This window comes from Streptomyces sp. NPDC005722, assembly GCF_040630935.1.
Lineage (GTDB): Bacteria > Actinomycetota > Actinomycetes > Streptomycetales > Streptomycetaceae > Actinacidiphila.
Map to the genome: position 1 here is coordinate 25,637 of NZ_JBEXYN010000055.1, position 23,582 is coordinate 49,218.

The 23,582-nt window shown below is 73.1% G+C and carries 17 protein-coding genes and 1 pseudogene; 8 read left to right on the top strand and 10 right to left on the bottom strand.

The features are described 5' to 3' along the window. Nucleotides 1-482 precede the first annotated feature (482 nt). Nucleotides 483-1,343: an acetylglutamate kinase gene (gene argB, locus ABZ479_RS36770; RefSeq protein WP_500465606.1), complete on the bottom strand. Its 861-nt coding sequence runs from the start codon at nucleotides 1,341-1,343 to the stop codon at nucleotides 483-485. Continuing rightward, nucleotides 1,340-2,287, bottom strand: coding sequence for a methionyl-tRNA formyltransferase (locus ABZ479_RS36775; RefSeq protein WP_499601081.1), 948 nt, complete (start codon nucleotides 2,285-2,287; stop codon nucleotides 1,340-1,342). Before ABZ479_RS36775 ends, argB begins: the two co-directional genes overlap by 4 nt. A gap of 82 nt (nucleotides 2,288-2,369) precedes the next feature. Between ABZ479_RS36775 and ABZ479_RS36780 the strand changes: the two genes are divergently transcribed. Next, nucleotides 2,370-3,713 (top strand): lysine N(6)-hydroxylase/L-ornithine N(5)-oxygenase family protein, encoded by a 1,344-nt coding sequence (locus tag ABZ479_RS36780; RefSeq protein WP_500465607.1) that lies wholly within the window; start codon nucleotides 2,370-2,372, stop codon nucleotides 3,711-3,713. A 783-nt stretch (nucleotides 3,714-4,496) separates the two neighbouring features. On the opposite strand, the gene ABZ479_RS36785 is transcribed toward ABZ479_RS36780, so the two are convergent. The 3 genes from ABZ479_RS36785 to ABZ479_RS36795 are packed head-to-tail and all read right to left on the bottom strand — an operon-like array spanning nucleotide 4,497 to nucleotide 8,389. Next, on the bottom strand, nucleotides 4,497-6,563 hold the full coding sequence (locus ABZ479_RS36785) for an iron ABC transporter permease (RefSeq protein WP_500465608.1): 2,067 nt from the start codon (nucleotides 6,561-6,563) through the stop codon (nucleotides 4,497-4,499). Between the two features lie 6 nt (nucleotides 6,564-6,569). Next, nucleotides 6,570-7,544 carry an iron-siderophore ABC transporter substrate-binding protein gene (locus tag ABZ479_RS36790; RefSeq protein WP_500465609.1) on the bottom strand — a complete coding sequence of 325 codons (975 nt, stop codon included), beginning with the start codon at nucleotides 7,542-7,544 and terminating at the stop codon, nucleotides 6,570-6,572. Beyond that, nucleotides 7,541-8,389 carry an ABC transporter ATP-binding protein gene (locus ABZ479_RS36795; protein WP_500465621.1) on the bottom strand — a complete coding sequence of 283 codons (849 nt, stop codon included), beginning with the start codon at nucleotides 8,387-8,389 and terminating at the stop codon, nucleotides 7,541-7,543. Before ABZ479_RS36795 ends, ABZ479_RS36790 begins: the two co-directional genes overlap by 4 nt. A gap of 102 nt (nucleotides 8,390-8,491) precedes the next feature. Here ABZ479_RS36795 and ABZ479_RS36800 point away from each other — a divergent pair, with 102 nt between their 5' ends. From ABZ479_RS36800 to ABZ479_RS36810, 3 genes are all read left to right on the top strand, one after another. Further along, nucleotides 8,492-9,313: a siderophore-interacting protein gene (locus tag ABZ479_RS36800; protein ID WP_500465610.1), complete on the top strand. Its 822-nt coding sequence runs from the start codon at nucleotides 8,492-8,494 to the stop codon at nucleotides 9,311-9,313. A 198-nt stretch (nucleotides 9,314-9,511) separates the two neighbouring features. Next, nucleotides 9,512-10,231: an FAD binding domain-containing protein gene (locus ABZ479_RS36805; RefSeq protein WP_500465611.1), complete on the top strand. Its 720-nt coding sequence runs from the start codon at nucleotides 9,512-9,514 to the stop codon at nucleotides 10,229-10,231. Between the two features lie 139 nt (nucleotides 10,232-10,370). Next, nucleotides 10,371-10,763, top strand: coding sequence for a hypothetical protein (locus tag ABZ479_RS36810; protein ID WP_500465612.1), 393 nt, complete (start codon nucleotides 10,371-10,373; stop codon nucleotides 10,761-10,763). Between the two features lie 29 nt (nucleotides 10,764-10,792). Here ABZ479_RS36810 and ABZ479_RS36815 read toward each other — a convergent pair whose 3' ends face one another. Then, nucleotides 10,793-11,368: a TetR/AcrR family transcriptional regulator gene (locus ABZ479_RS36815; protein ID WP_500465613.1), complete on the bottom strand. Its 576-nt coding sequence runs from the start codon at nucleotides 11,366-11,368 to the stop codon at nucleotides 10,793-10,795. 260 nt (nucleotides 11,369-11,628) lie between these two features. Here ABZ479_RS36815 and ABZ479_RS36820 point away from each other — a divergent pair, with 260 nt between their 5' ends. Next, nucleotides 11,629-12,591, top strand: coding sequence for an SDR family NAD(P)-dependent oxidoreductase (locus ABZ479_RS36820; protein WP_500465614.1), 963 nt, complete (start codon nucleotides 11,629-11,631; stop codon nucleotides 12,589-12,591). Nucleotides 12,592-12,777: 186 nt separating this feature from the next. Here ABZ479_RS36820 and ABZ479_RS36825 read toward each other — a convergent pair whose 3' ends face one another. From ABZ479_RS36825 to ABZ479_RS36835, 3 genes are all read right to left on the bottom strand, one after another. After that, nucleotides 12,778-13,665: a hypothetical protein gene (locus ABZ479_RS36825; RefSeq protein ID WP_500465615.1), complete on the bottom strand. Its 888-nt coding sequence runs from the start codon at nucleotides 13,663-13,665 to the stop codon at nucleotides 12,778-12,780. Between the two features lie 88 nt (nucleotides 13,666-13,753). Then, nucleotides 13,754-14,416: a M15 family metallopeptidase gene (locus ABZ479_RS36830; protein ID WP_500465616.1), complete on the bottom strand. Its 663-nt coding sequence runs from the start codon at nucleotides 14,414-14,416 to the stop codon at nucleotides 13,754-13,756. A 143-nt stretch (nucleotides 14,417-14,559) separates the two neighbouring features. Beyond that, nucleotides 14,560-16,068: an FG-GAP repeat protein gene (locus ABZ479_RS36835; RefSeq protein WP_500465617.1), complete on the bottom strand. Its 1,509-nt coding sequence runs from the start codon at nucleotides 16,066-16,068 to the stop codon at nucleotides 14,560-14,562. Between the two features lie 283 nt (nucleotides 16,069-16,351). On the opposite strand from ABZ479_RS36835, the gene ABZ479_RS36840 reads away from it, so the two are divergent. Continuing rightward, on the top strand, nucleotides 16,352-18,388 hold the full coding sequence (locus ABZ479_RS36840) for a S9 family peptidase (protein WP_500465618.1): 2,037 nt from the start codon (nucleotides 16,352-16,354) through the stop codon (nucleotides 18,386-18,388). 65 nt (nucleotides 18,389-18,453) lie between these two features. Here ABZ479_RS36840 and ABZ479_RS36845 read toward each other — a convergent pair whose 3' ends face one another. Beyond that, a complete protein-coding gene (locus ABZ479_RS36845; protein WP_500465619.1) occupies nucleotides 18,454-19,152 on the bottom strand; it encodes a hypothetical protein in 699 nt (232 codons plus the stop codon). Between the two features lie 370 nt (nucleotides 19,153-19,522). Here ABZ479_RS36845 and ABZ479_RS36850 point away from each other — a divergent pair, with 370 nt between their 5' ends. Beyond that, nucleotides 19,523-23,329, top strand: coding sequence for a GH92 family glycosyl hydrolase (locus tag ABZ479_RS36850; RefSeq protein WP_500465620.1), 3,807 nt, complete (start codon nucleotides 19,523-19,525; stop codon nucleotides 23,327-23,329). A gap of 128 nt (nucleotides 23,330-23,457) precedes the next feature. After that, nucleotides 23,458-23,582: pseudogene (locus tag ABZ479_RS36855) on the top strand (alpha/beta hydrolase); the annotation flags it as partial.

The window sequence follows — 23,582 nt, forward strand, 5'->3', positions numbered from 1 at the left end:
CGACGCGCACCCACGGGCTTCCCCGTCCTCCGGGAACACCGCGGCGCCCGCCAGGCAGCCTACCCGGTCACAGACAAGACGCACGGCGTCTGCGCGGCCTCCTCGACCACGGCAGTCGCATGGGCACCGGGCGCCGGCCCCTCGATGCCCGTGCCTGTGAGCCCACATGGGCACGGCACCGGTCCGACGGAGCGTCATCGACCTGCGGTGCCCGCGACGTCGGCCTACCGCCGGCCACGCGGACGCGGAGAAGACGCGGCCGGCCACGGAGATCTCGGCCCCCGGCAGCAGGGTGAGCGGCGTCCCGGAGTCACGCATCCTCGTAATCATCAAGGACACCCCCGCCCGGTTCGCCGCCGAGGGGGCCACATCCTCCCCGAGCCGGGGGACTAGGGCGACTGGATCGCGGGGTCCGGCTCACCGGCCGCCGCCGCCGTACGACCCGGCGGCGGCACGGCGTGGCGACCCCGCGGGCCACTCGGCTAGTCCGGGGTGAGGGTCGTGCCGGCGCCCCCCGGCCCCGCGGTCAGCGCGCCCAGCAGGGCGTGAGGGGCGCGGCCGTCCAGCACGCGGGCCGTACGGACGCCGGCCCGTACGGCCCGCAGGCAGCTCTCCATCTTCGGCACCATGCCGCCGCCGAGCGCCGGGAGCATCGCCTCCAGTTCGGTGGCGGTGAGCCGGTCCAGGACCCGCTCGCGGCGCGGCCAGTCGGCGTACAGCCCGGGCACGTCGGTGAGCACGACCAGCGCCTCGGCGTCGAGCGCCGCCGCCAGGGCCCCGGCCGCCGCGTCCGCGTTGACGTTGTAGATCTGGCCGTCCGTGCCGCGGCCGAGCGAGGAGACGACGGGGATGTGGCCGTGGTCCAGGAGCACGTCCACGGCCGCCGTGTTGACCTCCGTCACCTCGCCGACGAGGCCGATGTCGACGATCTCGCCGTCGACGTGGGCGTAGCGGCGCACCGCGGTCAGCGTGTGCGCGTCCTCGCCGGTGAGCCCCACGGCGTACGGGCCGTGCTCGTTGAGGAGTCCGACGAGGTCCCGCTGGACCTTGCCGGCCAGCACCATCCGCGCCACGTCCAGCACCTCGGGCGTGGTGACCCGCAGCCCGCCGACGAAGCGGGCCTCGATGCCCACCAGGTCGAGCTGGGCGCTGATCTGCGGGCCGCCGCCGTGCACCACCACGACCCGCACCCCGGCCTCCCGGATGCGGACGACGTCCTGCGCGAAGGTGCGCAGCAGCGAGCCGTCGCCCATGGCGTTGCCGCCCACCTTCACGACGACGGTGCGGCCCCCGAGCGCGCGCAGGGCGGGCAGCGGCCCGGGGCCGGCCAGTGCCGTCGTCACGGACGGGTCGTCAGGTAGCCGCCCATGGTGCGGAACCAGTCCGTGGCCGCGTACTCGGTGCCGTCGTCGGTGCGGATCGTGCGCACCAGCAGGCCCTTGCGGTGGCCGCCGCGCGCGTCCGCGCCGGCGACGATGACGACGCCGTCGCCCTCGCGGATGAAGATCCGGCCGGGCGTGCCGCCGTACCGGGCCCGCGAGACGGCGGCGGCGACGATCCTGATGCGCTCCCCACGGTGGTAGGTGAAGGCGTTGGGGTACGGGTCGGACTGCGCCCGCACCAGCCGCTCCAGGTCCTCGGCGGGCCAGTTCCAGTCGATGCGGCTGTCCTCGAGGGACCGCTTGTGGAAGAAGCTGGCGCGGGAACGGTCCTGGGGCGTCCACTCGGCGCGGCCTGAGGCGATCAGGTCCAGCGACTCGCGCACCAGGGGCGCGATGAGGTCGCAGGTGCGGTGGAAGAGGTCGGTGGCGGTGTCCTGCGGGCCGACGGGCTCCGAGCGCTGCAGCAGGATGTCGCCCGCGTCCAGTTCGCCGTCCATGCGGTGCGCGGTGACGCCGACCCGCTGCTCGCCGTTGATGAGCGCCCAGATGATCGGGGAGAAGCCCGCGTAGGCGGGGAGCAGGGAGTCGTGCACGTTGAGGGTGCCGTGCGGCGGGAGGTCGAAGATCTCCGGCGGCAGCCAGGTGCGCCAGTTGTTGGCGACGATGATGTCGGGCGCCGCGGCCTTGATCGCCTCGAGCAGTTCGGCGTCGTCCGGACGGTTGCGCAGCAGCACGGGGACGCCATGCTTCTCGGCGAGTTCCGCCACCGAGTCGTCCCAGATCTTCTCGTAGACGTGCTCGCTCCTGGGGTGGGTCACGACGAGGACGACCTCGTGATCCGACTCCAGCAGCGCCTGCAGCGTCCGGTGTCCCCAGGTCTGGTAACCGAACATGACGACCCGCATGGGCTGCCTCTCCTTCAGTGATTATTGCAAGGTTAGGCTTACCTTATCTAGTATGTGGCGCGCATAGGGAGGCGATGCAACGGTGACAGCACCGCTCAATGAGCCGGACACCATCCACGACATCCTGGGGATCGGTTTCGGACCGTCAAATCTGGCTCTCGCGATAGCCATCGAGGAGCACAACGCACAAGTCCCCGCCTCCCGGCGGATCGACGCCCGCTTCCTGGAGCGGCAGCCCCGCTTCGGCTGGCACCGCGGCATGCTGATCGACGACGCGACGATGCAGGTCTCGTTCCTGAAGGACCTGGTCACCATGCGCAACCCGACCAGCGACTTCAGCTTCCTGTGCTACCTGCGCGAGCAGGGGCGGCTGGTCGACTTCCTGAACCAGAAGACCCTCTTCCCGCTCCGCGTGGAGTTCCACGACTACTTCGAGTGGGCCGCCGCCCGGGTCGCCGACCTCGTCGACTACTCCTCCGAAGTGCTGTCGGTCACACCGGTCCGCGGCGCCGACGGCGAGGTCGACCACCTCGACGTGACGTGCCGGCACCCCGAGGACCCGACGCGGACGGTGACCCACCGGGCCCGCAACATCAGCGTGGCCGTCGGCCTCGAGCCGCACCTGCCGCCCGGCACCGAACTGTCGGACCGCGTGTGGCACAACAGCCAGCTGCTGCCCAGGGTCGCGGAGCTCACCGCGACGGGCGCCCCGGTGCGCCGTGCCGTCGTCCTCGGTGCCGGCCAGAGCGCCGCCGAGGCCGTGGACTTCCTGCACCGCACCTTCCCCGACGCGGAGATCTGCGCGGTGTTCGCCAAGTACGGCTACACACCCGCCGACGACAGCCCCTTCGCCAACCGGATCTTCGACCCGGAGGCGGTGGACCTCTACTTCGCCTCCCCGTCCGAGGTGAAGCAGTCCCTCTTCGACTACCACCGCAGCACCAACTACTCGGTCGTCGACATGGACCTCATCGAGGCCCTGTACGCCACCTCCTACCGCGAGAAGGTGCAGGGCCGGGAACGGCTGCGCTTCCTCAACGTCTCGCGCATCCGGGACGTGAGCGCCGCGGACGACGGCCTCGACGTGACGGTGGAGTTCCTGCCGACCGGCGAACGGCACGTCCTGGCGGCGGACGTCCTGGTGCACGCCACCGGCTACCGCTCGCAGGACGTCGGCACCCTCCTCGGGGAGTCCGCCAAGATCTGCCTGCGCGACGACGGCGACGCCCTCCGCGTCGGCCGCGACCACCGCGTCGAGGTCGCCCCCGAGGTGCGGGCGGGCATCTACGTGCAGGGCGGCACCGAGCACACGCACGGGCTGACCTCCACTCTGCTCTCCACGACCGCGATCCGGGCCGGCGAGATCGTCGCCTCGCTCGCCGCCCGTCAGGAGGAGCCAGCCGCGGTGGCTGCGGCCCGCCCCTGAACCGCTCCTGGAACGCGCCTGGGACCGCCAGACGACCGGCGGCCCAGGTCCCCGGCGCCGCCTCCGGCACCAGGCCGGCGCCGGACCCGAGAACGGCTCGGGCCGGTGGGTGGGTGCGGGTTCGTCTCGCGCCCTTCGGGCGCACAGCGGCGGGCTGCGGAGGGGAGGGTGGGGGGCGCTCCAACTCGGCAGTGTGCGGGTGCGTGGGTGGCGGGGGTTCAGGCGCCGGAGCGGGTTGCCTCTCCCCTGGCGGAGGTCTCGTTGCCGTCCGCAGGTGCAGATGGCCGCTTCCACGCCTACTCCCGGTGCTGGGCGCGCCCGCCGTAACCCGCGACTGCGGGTGATTCGAGCTGCTGCCGAGCGATCGGAACGACATCGGGCTCTGTTTCGACGGTATGGACGTCGAAACAGAGCCCGATCTTTGCCCGGACGGAGATCGGGCCCGCTTTCAGCGTCATAGACGTCGAAACAGAGCCCGATGTCGGATCGGGGAAGCACCCGCAGACGCCGGTTACGGCGCGCGCGCCACCCACGGAGGGTGGGCGTGGTCACCGGCCATCTATACCCGCGGACGGCAACGAGACCGGCACCAGACGAACAACCCACCCCGCTCCGGCGCCTGAACCCCAGCCGCCCGCCCACCCGCAGACTGCCGACCGGCCCCGGACCGCCACCCTCCCACCCGCAGCCAGCATCTTTGCGCCCGCAGGGCGCGAGACGGCGCGACAGCCGAAAACCCACCGGCAGGGCCCCACCAACCACCCGCTGTCGCGCCCCTCGCCGCTAGCGTCGCGTACGCAGCAGCAGGTACAGGAAGTACGGCGTGCCGATGACCGCCGTCATCAGGCCCGCGCCCAGCTGGGCCGGGGCGATGACGGTCCGCCCAAGGAGGTCGGCCGCGCAGACCAGCGAGGCGCCCAGGAACACCGCCACCGGTACGACGCGCACGTGCCGGCGGCCCACGAGGGCCCGGGCGGCGTGCGGGGCGACCAGCCCGACGAAGCCGATGGTGCCGGCGGCGGCCACGGCGGTCGCGGTGAGCAGCACGCTCGTCACGAGGAAGCCGAACCGGGCGGGGCCGCGGCGCAGTCCGAGCAGGGCCGGGGTGTCGTCGTCGACCGACAGCAGGTCGAGTTCGGTGCGCCGCGCAACCGCGACGGCGAGGCCCAGCACGAGGGCGGCCGCCACGGGCAGGGCGTCGGGCGCGGTCCGTCCGTAGGTGGAGCCGGACAGCCAGGTGAGCGCCTTCGTCGCGTTGAACGGGTCGGTGAGCACGATCAGCAGGCTGATCAGGGCCGTCGCCGCCGCGGACACGCCGACGCCGACGAGGACCAGCCGGGTCTGCCGGAAGCCGCCCCGCGCCGCGAGGCCGAACACCAGCACGCAGGTCACCGCGGCACCGGCGAACGCGGCCCCCGCGACACCCCACGCCCCGGCGACCGGGGCCGTCGTGACGAACAGCACCGCGCCGAGCGCGGCGCCGCCGGAGACGCCGAGGATGCCGGGCTCCGCGAGCGGGTTGCGGGTGACGGCCTGCACCAGGGTGCCGGACAGGGCGAGCGCGGCCCCCGCCAGTAGCGCCGCGAGCACCCGCGGCGCGCGCGTGTCGAGGACGAAGGTGACGGCCTGACCGGACCTGCCCTGCGCCCAGTTGACGACGTCGCCAAGGAGCAGCTTCGTGTCGCCCAGCAGCACTCCGGCAACCATGAGCCCCACCAGCACGGCGACCAGGGCCGCCACGGTCGCCAGGAAGGCGACCCGGCCGGGGATACGCATCCGGTCCGGTGCGCCCGCTCCCCCGGAGTCCTGGGTCCGCAGCGCCATCACGACCAGGAACACCGCGCCAACCAGGCTCGTCACGACGCCGGTGGGCACCGCGACGGCGGTCTGCGCGGGGACCACGGCGCGCAGCAGGACGTCCGCGCCGAGCACCAGGCCCGCGCCCGTCAGGCCCGTGACGGGCAGTCCGGTGCGGGTGCGCAGCAGCGCCCGGAAGCGCCGGGCCAGCGGCCGTACGAGGGCCGGCGCGCACAGGCCGACGAAGCCGATGGGCCCGGCGAGGGTCACCGCCGCGGCGGACAGCAGCGACGCGAACACCACGACGGTGATCCTGGTGCCGCGGACGGGGACGCCGAGGCCGCGGGCGGCGTCGTCGCCGAGCGCGAGGGCGTCGACGCGGCGGGCCACGAGCAGCAGTCCGGCGGCGCCGGCCACGGCCACGGGGGCCATCTGGAGCACGCCGTCGAAGCCGTTCTGGCTGATGCTGCCCTGGCTCCACTGGTAGAGGCCGTTGGTCTGCTGCGGGAAGAGCAGGATCAGCCCCTCGGTGACGGAGGTCAGACCGAGGGTGAGGGCGCTGCCGGCCAGGACGAGGCGTACGGTCCCGGCGCCCAGCCCCGACAGCGACAGCACGACGGCGGCGGCCGCGAGTCCGCCGGCGAAGGCCACGCCGGACGAGGCCAGCAGCGGCAGGGAGGTCCCGGTGACCATGAGGACGCCCAGGGCCAGGTACGAACCGGCGTTCACGGCGAGCGTGTCGGGTGCGGCGAGCACGTTGCGGCTGACGGCCTGCAGGGCCGCCCCGGCGGTCCCGAGGGCGGCGCCGACCAGCAGGCCCGCGGTCATACGGGGCAGCCGGGAGGCGATCACGACGGACGCGTCGCCGGGGGCGGCACGGCCGGTGAGGGCCTTCCAGACCTCGGCGGGGCCTACGGCGGCGGTGCCCTGGGTGACGTCGACGACCGCGAGGGCGGCGACCAGGAGCACGAGCGCGGCCGTCACCGCGGCCGCTCCCGTCCGGGAGCCGGCCGCGTGCGGACGGGTGGCGGGGGTCGTTGCGGTGACGGCCACGGCGCGCTACTTCGTCAGGGCGCCGACGACGGCGTCGACGTACGCCTCCATCGACCGCGGGCCGCCGAACATCCAGATGCCGTCGGGCAGCCGGTGCACGTCGTCCTTCTCGACGAACGGCAGGGACTTCCACACGGAGTTCTTCGCGAGGTCGTCGGCGAAGACGTCGCTGCCCTCGCTGTCGCTGCCGATGTAGGCGAAGCGCACGTCGCCGAGACCGGTGAGGCCCTCGACGTCGGTGGCGGCCAGGCCGTAGTCCTTGTCGCCGGCGATCGTCCACGCGTTCCGCAGGCCCAGCGCCGTGTTGACGCCGCCGATGAGGGAACCGCCGGTGTAGGGGCGGATGGAGACCTGGTTGGAGGCGACGTAGCCGTCGGCGAACGCGATCCGCGTGCCGGCGAGTCCCGCGTCGGCCAGGGTCTCGCGGCCCTCGGCGACCTTGGCGTCGAAGGCCTTCTTCGCCTCGTCGGCCCGGGTGGTGGTGCCGGTCGCCTCGGCGATGAGGTCGAGGTTCTCCTTCATCTGCCCGACCGGGTCGGCGGCGTCGGCGGAACGGACCTCGAGGACCGGGGCGATCTTCTTCAACTGCTTGACGGCGGCGTCCGGCAGGTCGGTGGTGGCGACGATCAGGTCCGGGGAGAGCGAGGCGATGGTGTCCATGCTGGGCTCGCCGCGGGTGCCGATGTCCTTCGGCTGGTTCTTCAGCGGGACGGCCGTGTCCCAGGTGCCGTAGCCCTTGACGTCGGCGACGCCGACCGGGTCGACCCCGAGGGTCACGAGGGACTCGACGACGTTCCACTCCGTGCCGACGACCTTCTTCGCCGGCCCGTCGAGGGTGACCTTCGCCCCGCCCGCGTCGGTGAGCGTGATGCCCTGGGTGTCCTTGGCGGCGGGGGCCGCGGCCGGCTCTGTCGTGCCGCAGCCGGCGAGGGCGAGTGCGGCGGCGGTGGACGCGGCGGCGGTGAGGATGGAGCGTCTCATGGGGTGGTGACGGGCCTTTCGTTGCGTGCGTGGTGGCGGCCGACGGCGCGGGTGCGCAGCAGGCCGGTCCGGGGGTCGGTGTCGACGTCGACCCGGATCCCGTAGGCGTCGGTGAGGAGTTGCGGTGTCAGCACGTCCTCGGGCCGGCCGTCGGCGACGATCCGGCCCGCCCGCAGCAGGGCGATCCGGTCGGCCACGGCGGCCGCCTGGTCCAGGTCGTGCAGGACGACGCCGACGGCGATGCCGTGGTCGTCGGCCAGCTCCCGGAGCAGGTCCAGCAGTTCGACCTGGTAGCGCAGGTCGAGGTAGGTCGTGGGCTCGTCGAGGAGGAGCACCCCGGTCTCCTGGGCGAGGCAGCCGGCGAGCCAGACACGCTGCAGTTGCCCGCCGGAGAGGTGCTCGGCGCCGCGGCCGGCGAGGTCGGTGACACCGGTCATCGCCAGCGCGCGGTCCACCGCGGCGGGTCCTTCCGGGTCGGACCGGCCCCAGCGGCCCCGGTAGGGGTAGCGGCCGAACTCCACGACGTCGCGCACCGTCAGGCCGCCCGGCGTGGGGCGGCCCTGGGTCAGCAGGGCCACCCGGCGGGAGAACTCACGTGCCGTCAGGGCGAGCCCGTCGGCAGTGGTGCCGTCGTGCGCGTCGATCGTCAGGGTGGCGCGGCGTGCGCGCTGCAGGCGTGCCACGGTGCGCAGGAGCGTCGACTTGCCGCTGCCGTTGGGGCCCACGAGGGCGGTCACCTCGCCGGGCCGGAGGGTGATCGCCGCGTCGTGCACGACGTCGACCCCGTCGTACGACACGGTCACGCCGTACGCCGCCAGCCGGTGTCCGCGCAGGCCGGGGGCCATGGCGGTCTCTTCCGAAGAACTCACGAACGAAGGTTAGCCTAACCTAAGCACCGCCCGAACCGCCCCCCTTTCACTTCGGTAAACTTAGGCTAACCTTCCTACATGGCGAAGACCGCGCGGCTCATGCCGCAGAACCCCAGGATGTTCCGCGCCGAGGTCGTCAGGACCGAGCGGGTCACCCCCTCCCTGCACCGCGTGACCGTCACGGGCACGGACCTCGCCGACTTCCCGTGGAGGGGCTACGACCACTGGTTCCGCCTCTTCATGCAACTCCCCCACCAGGACGCCCTGCGGCTCCCGGAGTTCTCCGGGGCCAGGTGGTGGCAGCCCTACCTCGCCATCCCCACGGCCGAGCGTCCGCACTACTCGAACTACACCGTCGCCGCGTTCCGCCCCGGAACGGCCGAAATGGACATCGAGTTCGTCGTGCACCGCGGCCCGGACGGCGAACTCGAGGGCCGCGCGGCGATATGGGCCTGCGGCGCCCGGCCCGGCGACGCGCTGGCACTCCTCGACCAGGGCGTCATGTTCGACTGTCCGGAGGACGCCTCCGAGGTCCTCGTCGTCGCCGACGAGAGCGGGATGCCCGCCGCCACGGGCATCCTGCGGTCCCTCCCCCGCGACACCGTGGGCCGGCTCATCCAGGAGGTCCCCACCCCCGACGACCGGCGCGACCTCGACGCCCCCGAGGGGATGGCCGTCACCTGGGTCGTGCGCGAGGACCCGCACGCCGTCCCCGGCTCCGTCGCGCTCGCCGAACTGCGCGGGCACGCCGCGCCGGACGCCACCGGCTACGCCTTCGTCGTCGGCGAGCAGAGCCTCGCCACCAAGGGCCGCCGGCACCTGCACCGCGCCGGCCTCCCCAAGGACCGCATCACCTTCTCCGGCTTCTGGCGGCACGAGGCACGCCACCAGGACGCCTGACCTCCGGCGCGGTCAGCGCCGGCCGCGCCGCCTCCGGCCCGCGCGCCGGGGGCAGTTCGCGCACGGAGGGCGCACGAAGGGAACTGCTGAGCCCTGTACGCGCTCCCGGCCGTACGGGGAGAATGCCAAGCGCAAGCGATCATGCGACCGGCACGCTCGCCGTCCGGTCGCCGACTCCCGGAAGGCGGGTCGACTGCCGTGCTGTTGCATCTGCCCACGTCCGTGTCCGAAGCACAGGAGTTCATGGCCCAGGGGGCGGTGCCCGTCGGCGGCGCGACGCTCGTCTGGGCCACCTGGCAGCGCGACGGGTTCCCCGAACGGGCCATGTCGCTGCGCGACCTGCCGGAGGCCAACCTGGTCGAACGCGAGGCTCTGGGCGCGGCGGTGGTGCTGAACCGCATCGACGACCGGGTTCCGGAAGTGCTGCGGCGGGCGGCCGCCGGTGTGGGCACCGGCGCGGTACGCCGGACGGCGACCGTCGGCGGCAACCTCGTCGGCAGCACCCTGCGCTGCCTGCTGCCCGCCGCGCTCGTCCTGGACTCCCGCGCGATCACGCTGGAACCCGACCGGACCCACGAGACCGATCTGTCCGAGGCCGTGGCCAAGCAGCATCTCCTGCTCGGCATCCGCTGGCGGGAACCGCTGGTCAGCGCCTACGACAAACAGCCCGGCGAGGCCGGCGGTCCCCCGCCGCTGGTCGTCGCGTCCGCGGTGCACGCCGAAGGCGGTGGACGCCGCCTGCGCGTCGCGGTCCGCGACGGCTACGAAGTGCTCGGCGGGAGCGCCCCGTTCGACGGCGACACCGCGGCGGCGCTGCACGCGCTGGAGGGGACGGACCTCGCCGCGCTCCACCCCGCGGGCCGGGAGGTGGTGCGCCGGCAGGTCACCGGACTCACCGGACGGCTCCCCGGCGCCTGAGCCCGGGAATTCCCGCGATCTCTTCCGTCACATCGGGTATGCCCGGGCGTCCCCGGTTGTTGATGTGTGCGAGGGCCCGCGCCGCACACCGGCGCGAGGCCCCGCCCGTCCCACCGGATAGGAAGAGGCGAGGGAAGAGATGGACGACACGCCGCAGGACCGGAGGCGCGAGGACGCCTTCGGCATGGTCCGCAACGGGGCGGACCCGGCGCGGATGTGCCTCATCACGCCCGACGGCGTCACCACGGTCGAGTTCGTCGTGGAGCCGTCGGTCGGCCTCGGGTGCGCCCGGGCGGAGGGCGCCGCGGCACTGGCGCTGACCCGGTGGCTCCACGAGGCGGATCCCTCCCGGTACTTCGAGTTGCAGGTCGCGTTCCTGCAATTCGAGTACAACCCCGGGCACGAGTCCTTCGCCGCCGAGGAGGTCCGGGCGCTGCGCGTCCTCCTCCAGGAACAGCGGGGCACCGTGCGGTGGAACGAGGCCTTGGCGAGCCTGCTCGCCAGGCTGGAGGCCTGCGAGGCGCAGCTGTGACCGCCGGCGGGTGAGGGGCGGCGGGCCGGTCAGCCCACGGCGGGCGGCAGGAGGCGCGCGGTCATCGCGCCGACGGCCGCCACGACCGCCTCGCGGTGCCGGCCGCGCCGGGCCGTCTCGTCACCGTCCTCCGGATCGCGGATGCCCGCAGGTGTGGTGACCCACGCCTGCGCGGCGGCCAGCGCGACCATCAGCGCGTCCATGCCCGCTTCGAGACCGACGCCGTGGGCGTCGGCGACCGCCTGCGCCTTGGCGAGGTGGTTGTCCCGTTCCATGGCCGACGCCTCGGGGCGCTCGAGGGCCTTCCACCGGGTCAGCTTGATGAGGTCCGGGTCGTCGGTGAAGGCGTCGAACAGCGCCCCCGCGTACGCGGCCAGGTCGTCGGGGGTGAACGGCACCACGTCGGCCAGCACGCGTAGCCGGGCTTCGAGCACCGCGTCGAAGAGCTCGTCCTTGGACCCGAAGTAGGCGTAGATGGCCTGCTTGTTGGCCGGCGCCGCCTTGGCGATCCGGTCGACGCGGGCACCGGCGAGCCCGTGCGCGACGAATTCGCCGTATGCGGCCTCGATGAGGCGCGCCCGCGTGGCGGCAGAGTCGTAAGCCATGGGGACAGCCTAGGAGATCCAGGTCGGACGGGGTGCCGGCGCGGTACGGGGGCCGCGGGTGCGGGCGCGGGAACGCGCGGAGGGGCCCGTGCGAGCCGGCCGGCAGCGGGCCGGCCACGGCCCGGACAGAAAACCAACCGGATGGTTGCACCCTCGGGACTCTCGGCCTACATTTAAACCATCCGGTTGGTTTCAGATCCGGCCGACACCGTCACCCGGCGTGCCCGCACCCGTGCGCCGGAAGCAGGAAGCAGGAACTCATGTCCTTCGTCACCGACATCCCCTTCGGGGCGCACTCCACCGCGGCGGACGTCGTGCGCGGCGTCGACCTCTCCGGCAAGCGCGCCCTCGTGACCGGCGGCGCGTCGGGCATCGGGCTGGAAACGGCACTCGCCCTCGCCGGGGCCGGTGCGCAGGTGACCCTCGCCGTACGTGACCCGCACGCGGCCGGGCCCGCCGCCGACCGCATCCGCCGGGAGACCGGCCGGGGCGAGGTCGGCGTCGCCCGTGTCGACCTGGCCGATCTCGACAGCGTCCGCGCCTTCACGGAGGAGTGGACCGGGCCGCTGCACATCCTGGTCAACAACGCCGGCGTCATGGCGGTGCCGGAGCTCACCCTGACCCCGCAGGGCCGGGAGACCCAGTACGCCGTGAACCTCACCGGCCACGCCGCGCTGACGCTCGGCCTGCACGGAGCGCTGCGCGCCGCCGGTGGTGCCCGGGTCGTCATGGTCAGTTCGTCGGCCCATCTGATGGCCCCGGTCGACTTCGACGACATCCACTTCGCCCGCCGCCCCTACGAGGCCTGGACGGCCTACGGCCAGTCGAAGTCGGCCACGATCCTCTTCACCGTCGCCCTGGCCCGGCACTGGGCGGCCGACGGCATCACCGCCAACGCGCTGCACCCGGGCGGCATCATGACCAACCTGCAGCGCCACCTCAGCGACGAGCAACTGCGGTTCGTGGGCGCCACGAACGAGGCGGGCGAGCGGCTCGACGTCCCGCCGGGCTGGAAGACGCCGCAGCAGGGTGCGGCCACCCAGGTGCTCCTCGCCGCCTCACCTCTGGTCGAGGGCGTGACCGGCCGCTACTTCGAGGACTGCCGGCCCGCCGAGCTCCAGCCCGAGCCCACCGTGGGCGGGACCGGTGTCGCGGCGTGGGCGATCGACGAGGCGTCGGCCGAACGCCTCTGGGACGACACGCGGAAGGAACTCGGGTACTGACCGGGCCTCCCGGGTGCGGGCCCCGGCAGGTCGCCCGGGGCCCCGCACCCGCTTCCCACCGGGCGGGGCCAGGTCCGGATCAGGCCGTCGTGTTCCTGGGCGATCGAGTAATGCGCCACCACTCACTCGGGCTCGGCAACCAAGGTGGCCACGCGGTGCGTTCGCCGGGCGGCTGCGCGGCGCCGGTCACGCGGGCCTCGTGGGCGGCGCGTCCCGCCGGTGGAGGGCGAGGGTCCAGGTGTGGACGGTGTACGTGGTGGGGTGTCCCGGCCCGGGTTCGGCGATGATCGCGGTCAGGCGGTCGCCCTCGCGGCGCAGGGAGTTGATGTAGCCGGACGCCCTGTCGGGGATCGGCAGCAGTTCGGCGAGGACGGAGTCTGCGAGCCGGCGGTCGACGGCGCGGAGCCGCCCGGCGTCGAGCACCAGGATCGTACCGTCCTCCAGCACCACCGGCCGCGGCGTCAGCGGATCGGCCAGCCGCGGGCCGCGCTCGATCTCGCCGCCGGGCAGCAGCCGCACGACGCGGCTCTCGGTGGGGTACCGCCGGTCGGCCTCGACGACGCGTACGCCGGTGCCGACGACGTAGTGGCCGTAACTGCGCCAGGAGTCGGTGGTGGCGCCGTCGCGGTCGTGCTGCCAGGTGTCGTAGAAGTCGTAGCCCTCCAGACCGAGCAGGAAGCGTCCGCCGCCGAGCGCGGCGCCGCGCTCCCCGCGGAGTTCGGCGACCAGGGTGCCGTCCGCCAGGTCGAGCAGCAGGGCCGGCCCGAGGAACCCCCAGGGCGTGTAGTCGAGGGAGTCCGTGGTGACCAGCACCCTGCCCCCGGAGATGTGGGCGGCGTTGGGGCGTCCGTGGAAGGCGTGCGTCCAGCGCGTCCGCCCCGAGGCGTCCACGCAGCGGACCTCGCCCGTCGCCCCCTGGATGCGCAGGTCGTCCCGCCGCGCCAGCGGCCGTCCGTCCGGCGGTTGCCAGGGGTACGGCGGTCGCCCCTCCGCACTGTGACGGTCCACCACGGTGACGCGCCACGGACCGGGGTCCGCCCCCTCGGCGCGCCCGCTCTCCTCGGGTCTCGGCATGGGGTGATGCTAGGGCGTTACCCGCGGATCACCCAGCCCCGGGACGATGACGCCATGGCTCCTCGTGGCCGGCCCGACGCCCGACGGGTCAGCCGCGCGGTGTGATCTCCCGCGGACCGTAGAGGGCCGCCGCCTGCCCGGTGACCAGCGCCCAGTAGCGGTCGCCGAAGGACCAGTGCCACCATTCCGTCGGGTAGTTCACCAGGCCCGCGGCGGTGAGCACCGCACCCAGCAGCTTCCGGTTGGCGGCGGCCTCCTCGCCGATGCCGGCCGCGTGGGTGTAGCAGGCGCCCCCGCTCTCCTCCGGGTCGGCGTTCATCCGGGTGCCCAGGTCCAGCTCGCGTCCGCCGCCGTCGGCCAGGGTGAGGTCGACGGCCGCGCCGGCGCTGTGCGGTGCGATGTCGGGCGGGGACACGTAGCGGCTCGCCGCCGCATGGATCCGGGCGTCGGACCAGTCCGGGTTCTCGCCGCGCAGTCGGCCCGCGTACTCCTCGAAGTACTCCCGCTGGAGCGAGGGCGGACGGTAGCCCTCGACGAACAGCAGGCGCAGGCCCGGCGGCAGCAGTGCCTGGGCTTCGAGCAGCCGCTCCAGGACGCCTTCCCGCAGGTGGGCGAAGGCGTCCGCCGGGTCCTGCTTGCGGGTGTCCACCAGCAGGGAGCCGCCGCGGCGGACGTCCACGAGGAGCTCGCCGCATTCCCCGACCGGTATCGCGGCGACCCTCGGGTCGGACATCAACACGATCTCATCCATGCCGCGATCATGCCCCACGCGCTGCCGCCGGTGCGAAGACGTCCGCGTGGAGCCGGGACCACGTACCCCGAAGGCGCGTGCGTGTGGCGCGGCATCCGGGAGCCCCGGGGTGCCGCGCCACACGCCGTGCGGCGGCGTTCCGCCTACTCGTCGATCGCCGCGCCGAACTGCGCGTCGGCCGTCGGCGCGCCGAGGGCCGCGCCGTCGTACGTCCATGTCCCGTTGGCCACCAGGCCGGTCGAGGACGCGGGGACGACCCACACGAAGCCGTCGTTCGTGTTCTCGCCCGGTGCCGCCGCCAGCAGGCCGAAGCGGCCGTCCTTGTCGGCGTCGATCAGCCGGATCTGGCCGCCCCAGCGGTCGGAGGCCTCCGCGGCGCCCGGGATGCCGGCGGTGTTCTGGTCGAAGCTGCGCGCCCCCGTGGCGGTGAGCCCGCCGCGTGCGCCGCGCAGGGTCCAGACCGCACCGGCGTCGGCGACGGAGCCGATGTCCTCACCGGGGGCGCCGATGGCGAGGTCGGGGTGGCCGTCGCCGTTGGTGTCGCCGGAGGACAGTTCGGCGCCCCAGCGGTCGCCCGCCTCGGCGACGCCCGGGACGCCCGCGGAGTCCTGGGTCCAGGTCTGCGCCGGGGTCGGGGCGAGGCCGGAGAGGTCGCCCCTGCCGAGGTAGACGGAGACGGATCCGCCGAGCGCGGAACCGGTCCCCGTGTCGCCTATGGCCAGGTCGTCCTGGCCGTCCTGGTTGAAGTCGCTGGAGACGACCGCGGGGCCGCCCTCGAAGGTGCCGCCGTCGCCGAGGTCCTCGACGGCCGGGGCCCCGTGCAGCACCTGGGTGACGCCGGCCCCGGGCTGATCACCGCCGGTGGTCACCCCGGAGATCGCCAGGTCGGCCCAGGAGTCCTCGTTGTAGTTGCCGTGGCTGAGGCTGCGCAGGGCGACGCCGGTGTCCTGCGCCGTGCGCTCGAGGGCGCGGACCCCCCGGCCCGCCCGCTGCGCTCGCGGTGCGGCGGCCGCCCCCGGCTCGACGGTGAAGAACAGCAGGGAGTCGTTCTCCAGGACGGCGATGCTGTCGCGCAGGTTGGCGTCGGGGTCCGAGGGGTCCGGGGCGAAGTACCGGGCGGCTTCGAGGGCACGCCCGAAGTTCGCGCCGGCCCGCGGCTGGTCGGGGTCCTCCAGCCACGCGCTGTCGCTGCCGTGCAGTCCGGTCGGGGAGCCGAAGAAGACGACGGCGCCCCCGGCGTCGGAGAGCGTGCCGAGGTCCTCGCCGGGGATGCCGACGATCGCGTCGTCGTAGCCGTCGTTGTCGAGGTCGCCGGTGGCCACGGCCCGTCCGAAGCCGTCCCCTGCCTCGGCGGCGCCCGCGACGCCCGCGGTGCTCTGGCTGAGGACGGATCTCCTGGTGGTGCTGAGGCCGCCCGAGCCGCTGTACTGCACGGTGACGTAGCCGGCACCCTTGGCCCCGGACACGGTGGCGCCCGGGGCGCCGATCAGCACGTCGTCGTGGCCGTTGCCGTCGAAGTCGCAGTTGCGCTGCTGCCACCCGATCGACGGGAACGGCACGTCGGCCTCAGCGGCGGGCGCGGTGAGCAGGGCGCCGCCGCCGAGGGTGAGGAGTGCCGCGGCCGTGAAGGCCGCGCTCTTGATGTGACGCACGGAAGAACCTCCTTGGTCTCCTGGGGTGCCCTCGCCGCCCCTCCCGGCCGCGTCGGTCACCCGCGCCCGGATGGTGTCCGGCCGCGGGCGTCCGGTGTTCCGTCACCCACAAGACACCTGGTGTTCGCGGAGGGTTGTAGGGCCGTAGGGGCCGTCTCGAGGGGGAGCGACGGCCGGTGCGCGGCGCGCGGGCGGGCCGGGCGGCCGCGGCCTGCGTCTTTGACCGTGATTTGCCGCCGGGGGCACTGGTGCGGGGCCGCCCCGGGGATTCAGGATGATCCTCATGCCCGAACCCACTGCATTCCACGACCTGGCGGCGTTCCTCGCGCTGCCCCGCGTCTCATCGCTCGCGCTGTCGCCTGACGGGACCCGTCTGGTGACGGCGGTCCAGGAGCTGTCCGCCGACCGTACCCGGTTCATCGGAGCCCTGTGGGAACTGGACCCGGCCGGGGAGCGTCCGGCCCGTCGCCTCACCCGCTCCGGGCGCGGCGAGTCCGCGCCCCGGTTCCTGCCCGACGGCACGCTGCTCTTCCTGTCCTCGCGTCCGGTCGCCGACCCCGGCGAGGGCGAGGAGGACCGGCAGGAGGCGGCGCTGTGGAGCCTGCCGGCGGACGGCGGCGAGGCGGGGCAACTGCTGGCCAGGGCCGGCGGGATCGACGAGTACACGACGGCCGCCGGCTCCTCCCGGATCGCCTTCGGCGCCTCCCTCCTGCCGGGCGCGTCGGACGCGGAGCAGGACGAGCGGCTGCGCGAGGCACGCCGCAAGGCCAAGGTGACGGCGATCCTGCACGAGTCGGTGCCGGTGCGGTACTGGGACCACGACCTGGGCCCCGGCGTCCCGCACGTGTTCACCGTCGCGGACGCCACCGCGCAGGAGCCCGCCGCCGTGGACTGCGGCGCGCGCCGCGCCGCGTTCGCCGAGGGTGTCGCGCTGTCCCCCGACGGCTCGCTGGTCGCGTACGCGACGGCCGTCGGCACCCTCCCCGACGAGCTCCGCGGTGTGGTCGTCGTCGCGGACGCCGAGACGGGCAAGCCGCTGCGGATGCTGGAGGACCCCGACGCGGAGTTCGGCGCCCCGGCGTTCACCCCGGACGGCCGGGACGTGGTGTGCGCCCGCCGGCGGCGGGTCACCTGGGACGCCCCCGGTGACGTCACGTTGTGGTTGGCGAGGGCCACGGACGACCGGGACGCCGGACGCGACCTGCTGCCCGGCTTCGACCAGTGGCCGGGCTCGCCGGTCGTCTCCCCGGTGCCCGGTCAGGACGGCTCCCCGGTGGTGTACTTCACCGCCGACGAGGCCGGCCACGGACCGGTCTTCCGGCTCTCGGCCGGCAGCGGCGAACTGGTCGCGCTGACCGCGTCCGGTACGTACTCGGACGTGGTGGTGAGCCCGGACGGCGGCACGGTGTACGCGCTGCGCTCCGCCGTGGACAGCCCGCCGCTCCCGGTGCGCCTGGACGCGGCGACGGCAGGGCAGCGGCCCGTCCCGCTGCCCTGCCCCGGGCGGGACACGGCGCTGCCGGGCAGCCTCACCGAGGTGCACACCACCGCCGCGGACGGCACGGCCCTGCGGGCCTGGCTGGTGCTGCCGGACGGCGCGGGCGCCGGCACCCCGGCGCCGCTGCTGCTGTGGGTGCACGGCGGCCCGCAGACCAGCTGGAACGCCTGGCACTGGCGCTGGAGCCCGTGGGTCGCGGCGGCCGCGGGCTACGCAGTCCTGCTGCCGGACCCGGCGCTGTCCACCGGATACGGCCAGCGGATGCACGAGCGCGGCTGGGCGCACTGGGGCGGCGCGCCGTACGACGACGTGATGGCCCTGACCGACGCGGCGTTGCTGCGGGACGACCTGGACGGCTCGCGCACCGCGATGATGGGCGGTTCGTACGGCGGCTACATGGCCAACTGGATCGCCACCCGCACCGACCGCTTCAAGGCGATCGTCACGCACGCGAGCCTGTGGAACATGTACAGCTTCGCGCAGGTCACCGACTTCCCGGCCTACTGGATGCGGCGGCAGGGCGACCCGCTGGCCACCACCGAGCGGTACGAACAGGAGTCCCCGCACCTGCGGGCCGCCCGGATCGCCACGCCGATGCTGGTGATCCACGGCGACAAGGACTACCGGGTGCCGATCGGCGAGGGCCTGGCGCTCTGGAACGACCTGGCGCGGTTCGGGGTCCCGGCGAAGTTCCTGTACTTCCCCGACGAGGGCCACTGGATCCTCAAGCCCAACAACGTCCGCCTGTGGTACGCCACGGTGCTGAACTTCCTGGCGCACCACGTGCTGGACGAGGACTGGCAGCGCCCCGACCTGGTCTGACGTACGCCCGCCGCCGGGGCCCGGTCCCGACCGGGCCCCGGCCGTCGCATGGCGCGCGTCCACGCTCATCCGGCGTGCGGGGCGCCGGTCCGGAAGGCCTCGACGCGGTACAGGGCGTCGGGACGCGCGTCGGCGACACGGTCGCGAACATCCGTGACCAGCCACTCCACCAGCTCCGCGGTGGCGTGGTACTCGCCGTAGAAGCCCATGCTCAGATCGGTGAACTCGGACTCGAACAGCACATCGTCGACGAGGTCCGCCAGTCGGGCGTCGGCGGACGCGGTGCGGATGCCGGTCCATGTGTCCAACCAGAGGGACAGGCCGCCGGTCGCGACGGTGACGACGGCGAGGGCCGTCCGGACGGGCACGGAGCCGGGGTGGGTGCGCAAGGTGGTCTGCCACCAGGTGTCCCAGACGTCGCGGAGGGCTTCGGTCAGGGGTGCGTCCCAGGTGGTCCAGCCCGCCTGGACCAGGCGGGAGGCGACGAGTTCCTCATCGATGCCGGACAGGCCGGTGACGACCGGGCGGATGATGCGCGGGACGAGTCGACGGTAGAGACGCGGGAAGTCGTCCCAGTGGTCCGGCGTCTTCGCGGCGACCGAGGACACCAGGTCCTCGGATATGCGGTGCAGTGGCCCGGAGAGCAGCGCGAGGTCCTCTTCCCCGTAGCAGTACAGGCACCCCGTGACGGGGAAGGGCTCCTCGGAGGCGAAGGCGCGGTCGAGGGCGTCGAGGGCGGTCGGGAGCGACTGGGAACGGGACATCGGCACCTGCCGGGGACTCCGTCCGGCTGACCGGCGAAGATCGCAGGCTACCAGGCGGTTCCTGCGGCGGGTGCGGGAACCGGTTGCCGGAGGGACGTGGTGACGCGTCGTCTCCCCCGCTCCCGGTCGGCTTCACCGGCAGCCCTCCGCCCGGTTGCCGGCTCGACGATCCCTGTGCACGCCCCCGGAGCGCCGGACCGCGCCAAGGCCCATCGCCGCTCGGCGGGCCGGGACATGACCGGACAAGCGAACCCAGCCGGTCCGAAAGTCACACCAACACCCTTGACACCACTGGTGCCTTGACCCCCTACTGGCCCTTGCACAGCGAACTTGACAACGTTGTCCAGGCGCAGAAGGGGTGCTCGCGCATATGCAGCAGAGAGCTGCCCGGCACAGATGGCGCTCGTCGGCGGTCGTCTTGGCGACCGCCTTCACTCTGGCCGCGGCCACACAGCAAGCGGCGGTCGCCGTTCCCGAACACAAGCCGCACGTCGACACCTTCGCATCGTCGTTCGAGTCGGGCGAACCCGCGCCCGACTGGCGCAACACCGTGGACACCGCCGCGGACGGGTCCAAGCGGGCCTCGGGCGTGGACGGTGGCTACAGCACCGGCATACCCGGAAACCTCAACGACCACGTCACCGACCTCCGCGCGAACGGCGAGTACACCGACTCGGGCGAGGTGAAGGAGAACCTCGTCGACGCCGAGCCCGGCACCAAGTGGCTGGTCTTCCAGCCCACCGGCTGGGTGGAGTTCGACCTCGACGGCCCCGCGAAGGTGGTCACCTACGCGCTGACGTCCGCGAACGACGCGGCCGAGCGCGACCCCAAGGACTGGACCCTGCAGGGCTCCACCGACGGCAAGGACTGGAAGACCCTGGACACGCGCTCCGGTGAGTCCTTCCCGGAGCGCTTCCAGACGAAGTCGTACGACCTCGCGGAGCCCGCCGAGTACCAGCACTTCCGGATCGACATCACCCGGAACAACGGCGCCTCGGGCATCACCCAGCTCGCCGACCTGCAGCTGTCGACGGGCAGCACCGACGACCCCGTCCCGCAGGACATGCTCTCGCTCGTCGACCGCGGCCCGAGCGGCTCGCCGACGGCGAAGTCGGGCGCCGGCTTCACCGGTACGCGCGCGCTGCGCTACGCGGGCCGGCACACCGGTGACGGCCGGGCCTACTCGTACAACAAGGTCTTCGACGTCGACCTGCCCGTCCGCCGGGACACCGCGCTGTCGTACCGGATCTACCCCTCGATGGCGGACGGCGACCGCGACTACGACGCCACCAACGTCTCGGTCGACCTGGTCTTCACCGACGGCACCTCCCTCAGCCGCCTGGGCGCCACCGACCAGCACGGCTTCGCCCTCACCCCGCAGGGGCAGGGCGCGGCCAAGGTGCTCTACGTCAACCAGTGGAACGACGTCGTCTCGCGGATCGGGTCGGTCGCGGCCGGCAAGACCGTCGACCGGATCGTGGTCGCGTACGACTCCCCCGAGGGCCCGGCGAAGTTCCGCGGCTGGCTGGACGACGTGTCACTGAAGCAGCTGCCGCCGCAGAAGCCGAAGGCGCACAAGTCGGACTACGCGCTGACGACCCGCGGCACCAACTCCAGCGGCAGCTTCTCGCGCGGCAACAACTTCCCGGCGACGGCCGTCCCGCACGGCTTCAACTTCTGGACGCCGGTGACCAACGCGGGCACCCTCAACTGGCTGTACGACTACGCCAAGGCGAACAACTCGGACAACCTGCCGACCATCCAGGCGTTCAGCGCCAGCCACGAGCCCAGCCCCTGGATGGGCGACCGGCAGACCTTCCAGGTGATGCCGTCCGCCGCCTCCGGCACCCCGGACACGGCGCGCGGCGCACGCGCACTGCCCTTCCGGCACGAGAACGAGACGGCCCGCCCCTACTACTACGGCGTGACGTTCGAGAACGGCCTCAAGACGGAGATGGCGCCGACCGACCACGCTGCCGTGCTGCGCTTCACCTACCCCGGTGACGACGCGAGCGTCCTCTTCGACAACGTCACCGAACAGGCCGGCCTGACGCTCGACAAGGAGACCGGCACCTTCACCGGCTACTCCGACGTGAAGTCCGGGCTGTCCACCGGCGCCACCCGGCTGTTCCTGTACGGCGAGTTCGACGCCCCCGTCACGGAGGGCACGTCGAGCGGCGTGAAGGGCTACCTGCGCTTCGACGCGGGCGAGGACCGCACCGTCTCGCTGCGCCTCGCCACCTCGCTGATCAGCATCGACCAGGCGAAGGACAACCTGCGCCAGGAGGTCCCGCAGGGCACCTCCTTCGAGACGGTGAAGTCGCGCGCGCAGAAGCAGTGGGACAGGATCCTGGGCCGCGTCGAGGTCGAGGGCGCCACGCCCGACCAGCTGACCACGCTCTACTCCAGCCTGTACCGGCTGTACCTGTACCCGAACTCGGGCTTCGAGAAGGTCGGTTCGAAGTACCAGTACGCGTCCCCGTTCTCCCCGATGCCCGGCCCGGACACCCCGACGCAGACCGGCGCGAAGATCGTGGACGGCAAGGTCTACGTCAACAACGGCTTCTGGGACACCTACCGGACGACGTGGCCGGCGTACTCCTTCCTGACGCCGAGCCAGGCCGGCGAGATGGTCGACGGGTTCGTGCAGCAGTACAAGGACGGCGGCTGGACCTCGCGCTGGTCCTCCCCCGGCTACGCGGACCTGATGACGGGCACCTCCTCGGACGTGGCCTTCGCCGACGCCTACGTCAAGGGTGTGGACTTCGACGCCGAGTCGGCGTACGACGCGGCCGTGAAGAACGCGACGGTCGTCCCGCCGCAGTCGGGCGTGGGCCGCAAGGGCATGACCACCTCGCCCTTCCTCGGGTACACCAGCACCGACACCCACGAGGGCCTGTCGTGGGCGCTGGAGGGGTACCTCAACGACTACGGCATCGCCGAGATGGGCAAGGCCCTCTACGAGAAGACCGGCAAGAAGCGCTACAAGGAGGAGTCCGCGTACTTCCTCAACCGCGCCCAGGAGTACGTCAACCTCTTCGACCCGCAGGCCGGCTTCTTCCAGGGGCGTGACGCCAAGGGGAACTGGCGGGTGGACTCCGCGAAGTACGACCCGCGGGTCTGGGGTTACGACTACACCGAGACGAACGGCTGGGGCTACGCCTTCACCGCCCCGCAGGACAGCCGCGGCCTGGCCAACCTGTACGGCGGCCGTGACGGCCTGGCGAAGAAGCTCGACGAGTACTTCGCCACCCCCGAGACCGCCTCGCCGGAGTTCGTGGGCTCCTACGGGGGCGTCATCCACGAGATGACGGAGGCCCGGGACGTGCGCATGGGCATGTACGGCCACTCCAACCAGGTGGCCCACCACGTGACGTACATGTACGACGCGGCCGGCCGGCCCTGGGAGACGCAGAAGAACGTCCGCGAGGTGCTCTCCCGCCTCTACACCGGCAGCGACATCGGGCAGGGCTACCACGGCGACGAGGACAACGGCGAGCAGTCGGCCTGGTTCCTCTTCTCCTCGCTCGGCTTCTACCCGCTGGTGATGGGCAGCGGCGAGTACGCCATCGGCTCCCCACTGTTCACCAAGGCGACCGTCCACCTGGAGAACGGGAAGGACCTGGTCGTCAAGGCGCCGAAGAACAGCACGCGCAACGTGTACGTGCAGGGGCTCAAGGTCAACGGCCGCTCCTGGACGTCCAGCTCGCTGCCGCACTCGCTGCTCGCCAAGGGCGGGGTCCTGGAGTTCGACATGGGCCCGAAGCCCTCGTCGTGGGGCACCGGCAGGAACGCCGCGCCGGAGTCGATCACCCAGGACGACGAGGTGCCGACGCCCCGCGCGGACGCCGTCAGGGGCGACGGCGCGCTGTTCGACAACACCTCGGCGACGGACGCGGCGGTCACCACCGTCGACCTCCCGGTCGACGGACGCACCAAGGCCGTCCAGTACACGCTGACCTCGTCCGCGGACCGCGCCAAGGCCCCCACCGGCTGGACGCTCCAGGGTTCCTCGGACGGCACGCACTGGAAGACCCTCGACAGGCGCTCCGGTGAGTCCTTCACCTGGGACCGCCAGACCCGGGCCTTCTCGGTGCCGAAGCCGGACGGCTACACCCAGTACCGCCTGGTCCTGGACGCCGAGTCGACCCTGGCGGAGGTGGAACTGCTCGCCTGACCCACCGACGGCGACAGGGGCGGGCGCGGAGTGGACTCCGCGCCCGCCCTCGTCGTCCACCGCGGGCCGGCGGCCGGTGGAGGCCGACGGCCCGCGGCTCCGCCGGCACCAGGGCGTGCGTCGAAAGAATTTCCGGAGCGGTCGTCGGGCCGCTCGGATACGGTGCAGCCATGGCGAACTTCGTACTCATCGCAGGTGCGCGACTCGGATCGTGGGCGTGGGACGATGTGGTGCCGTACCTGCGTGCGGCCGG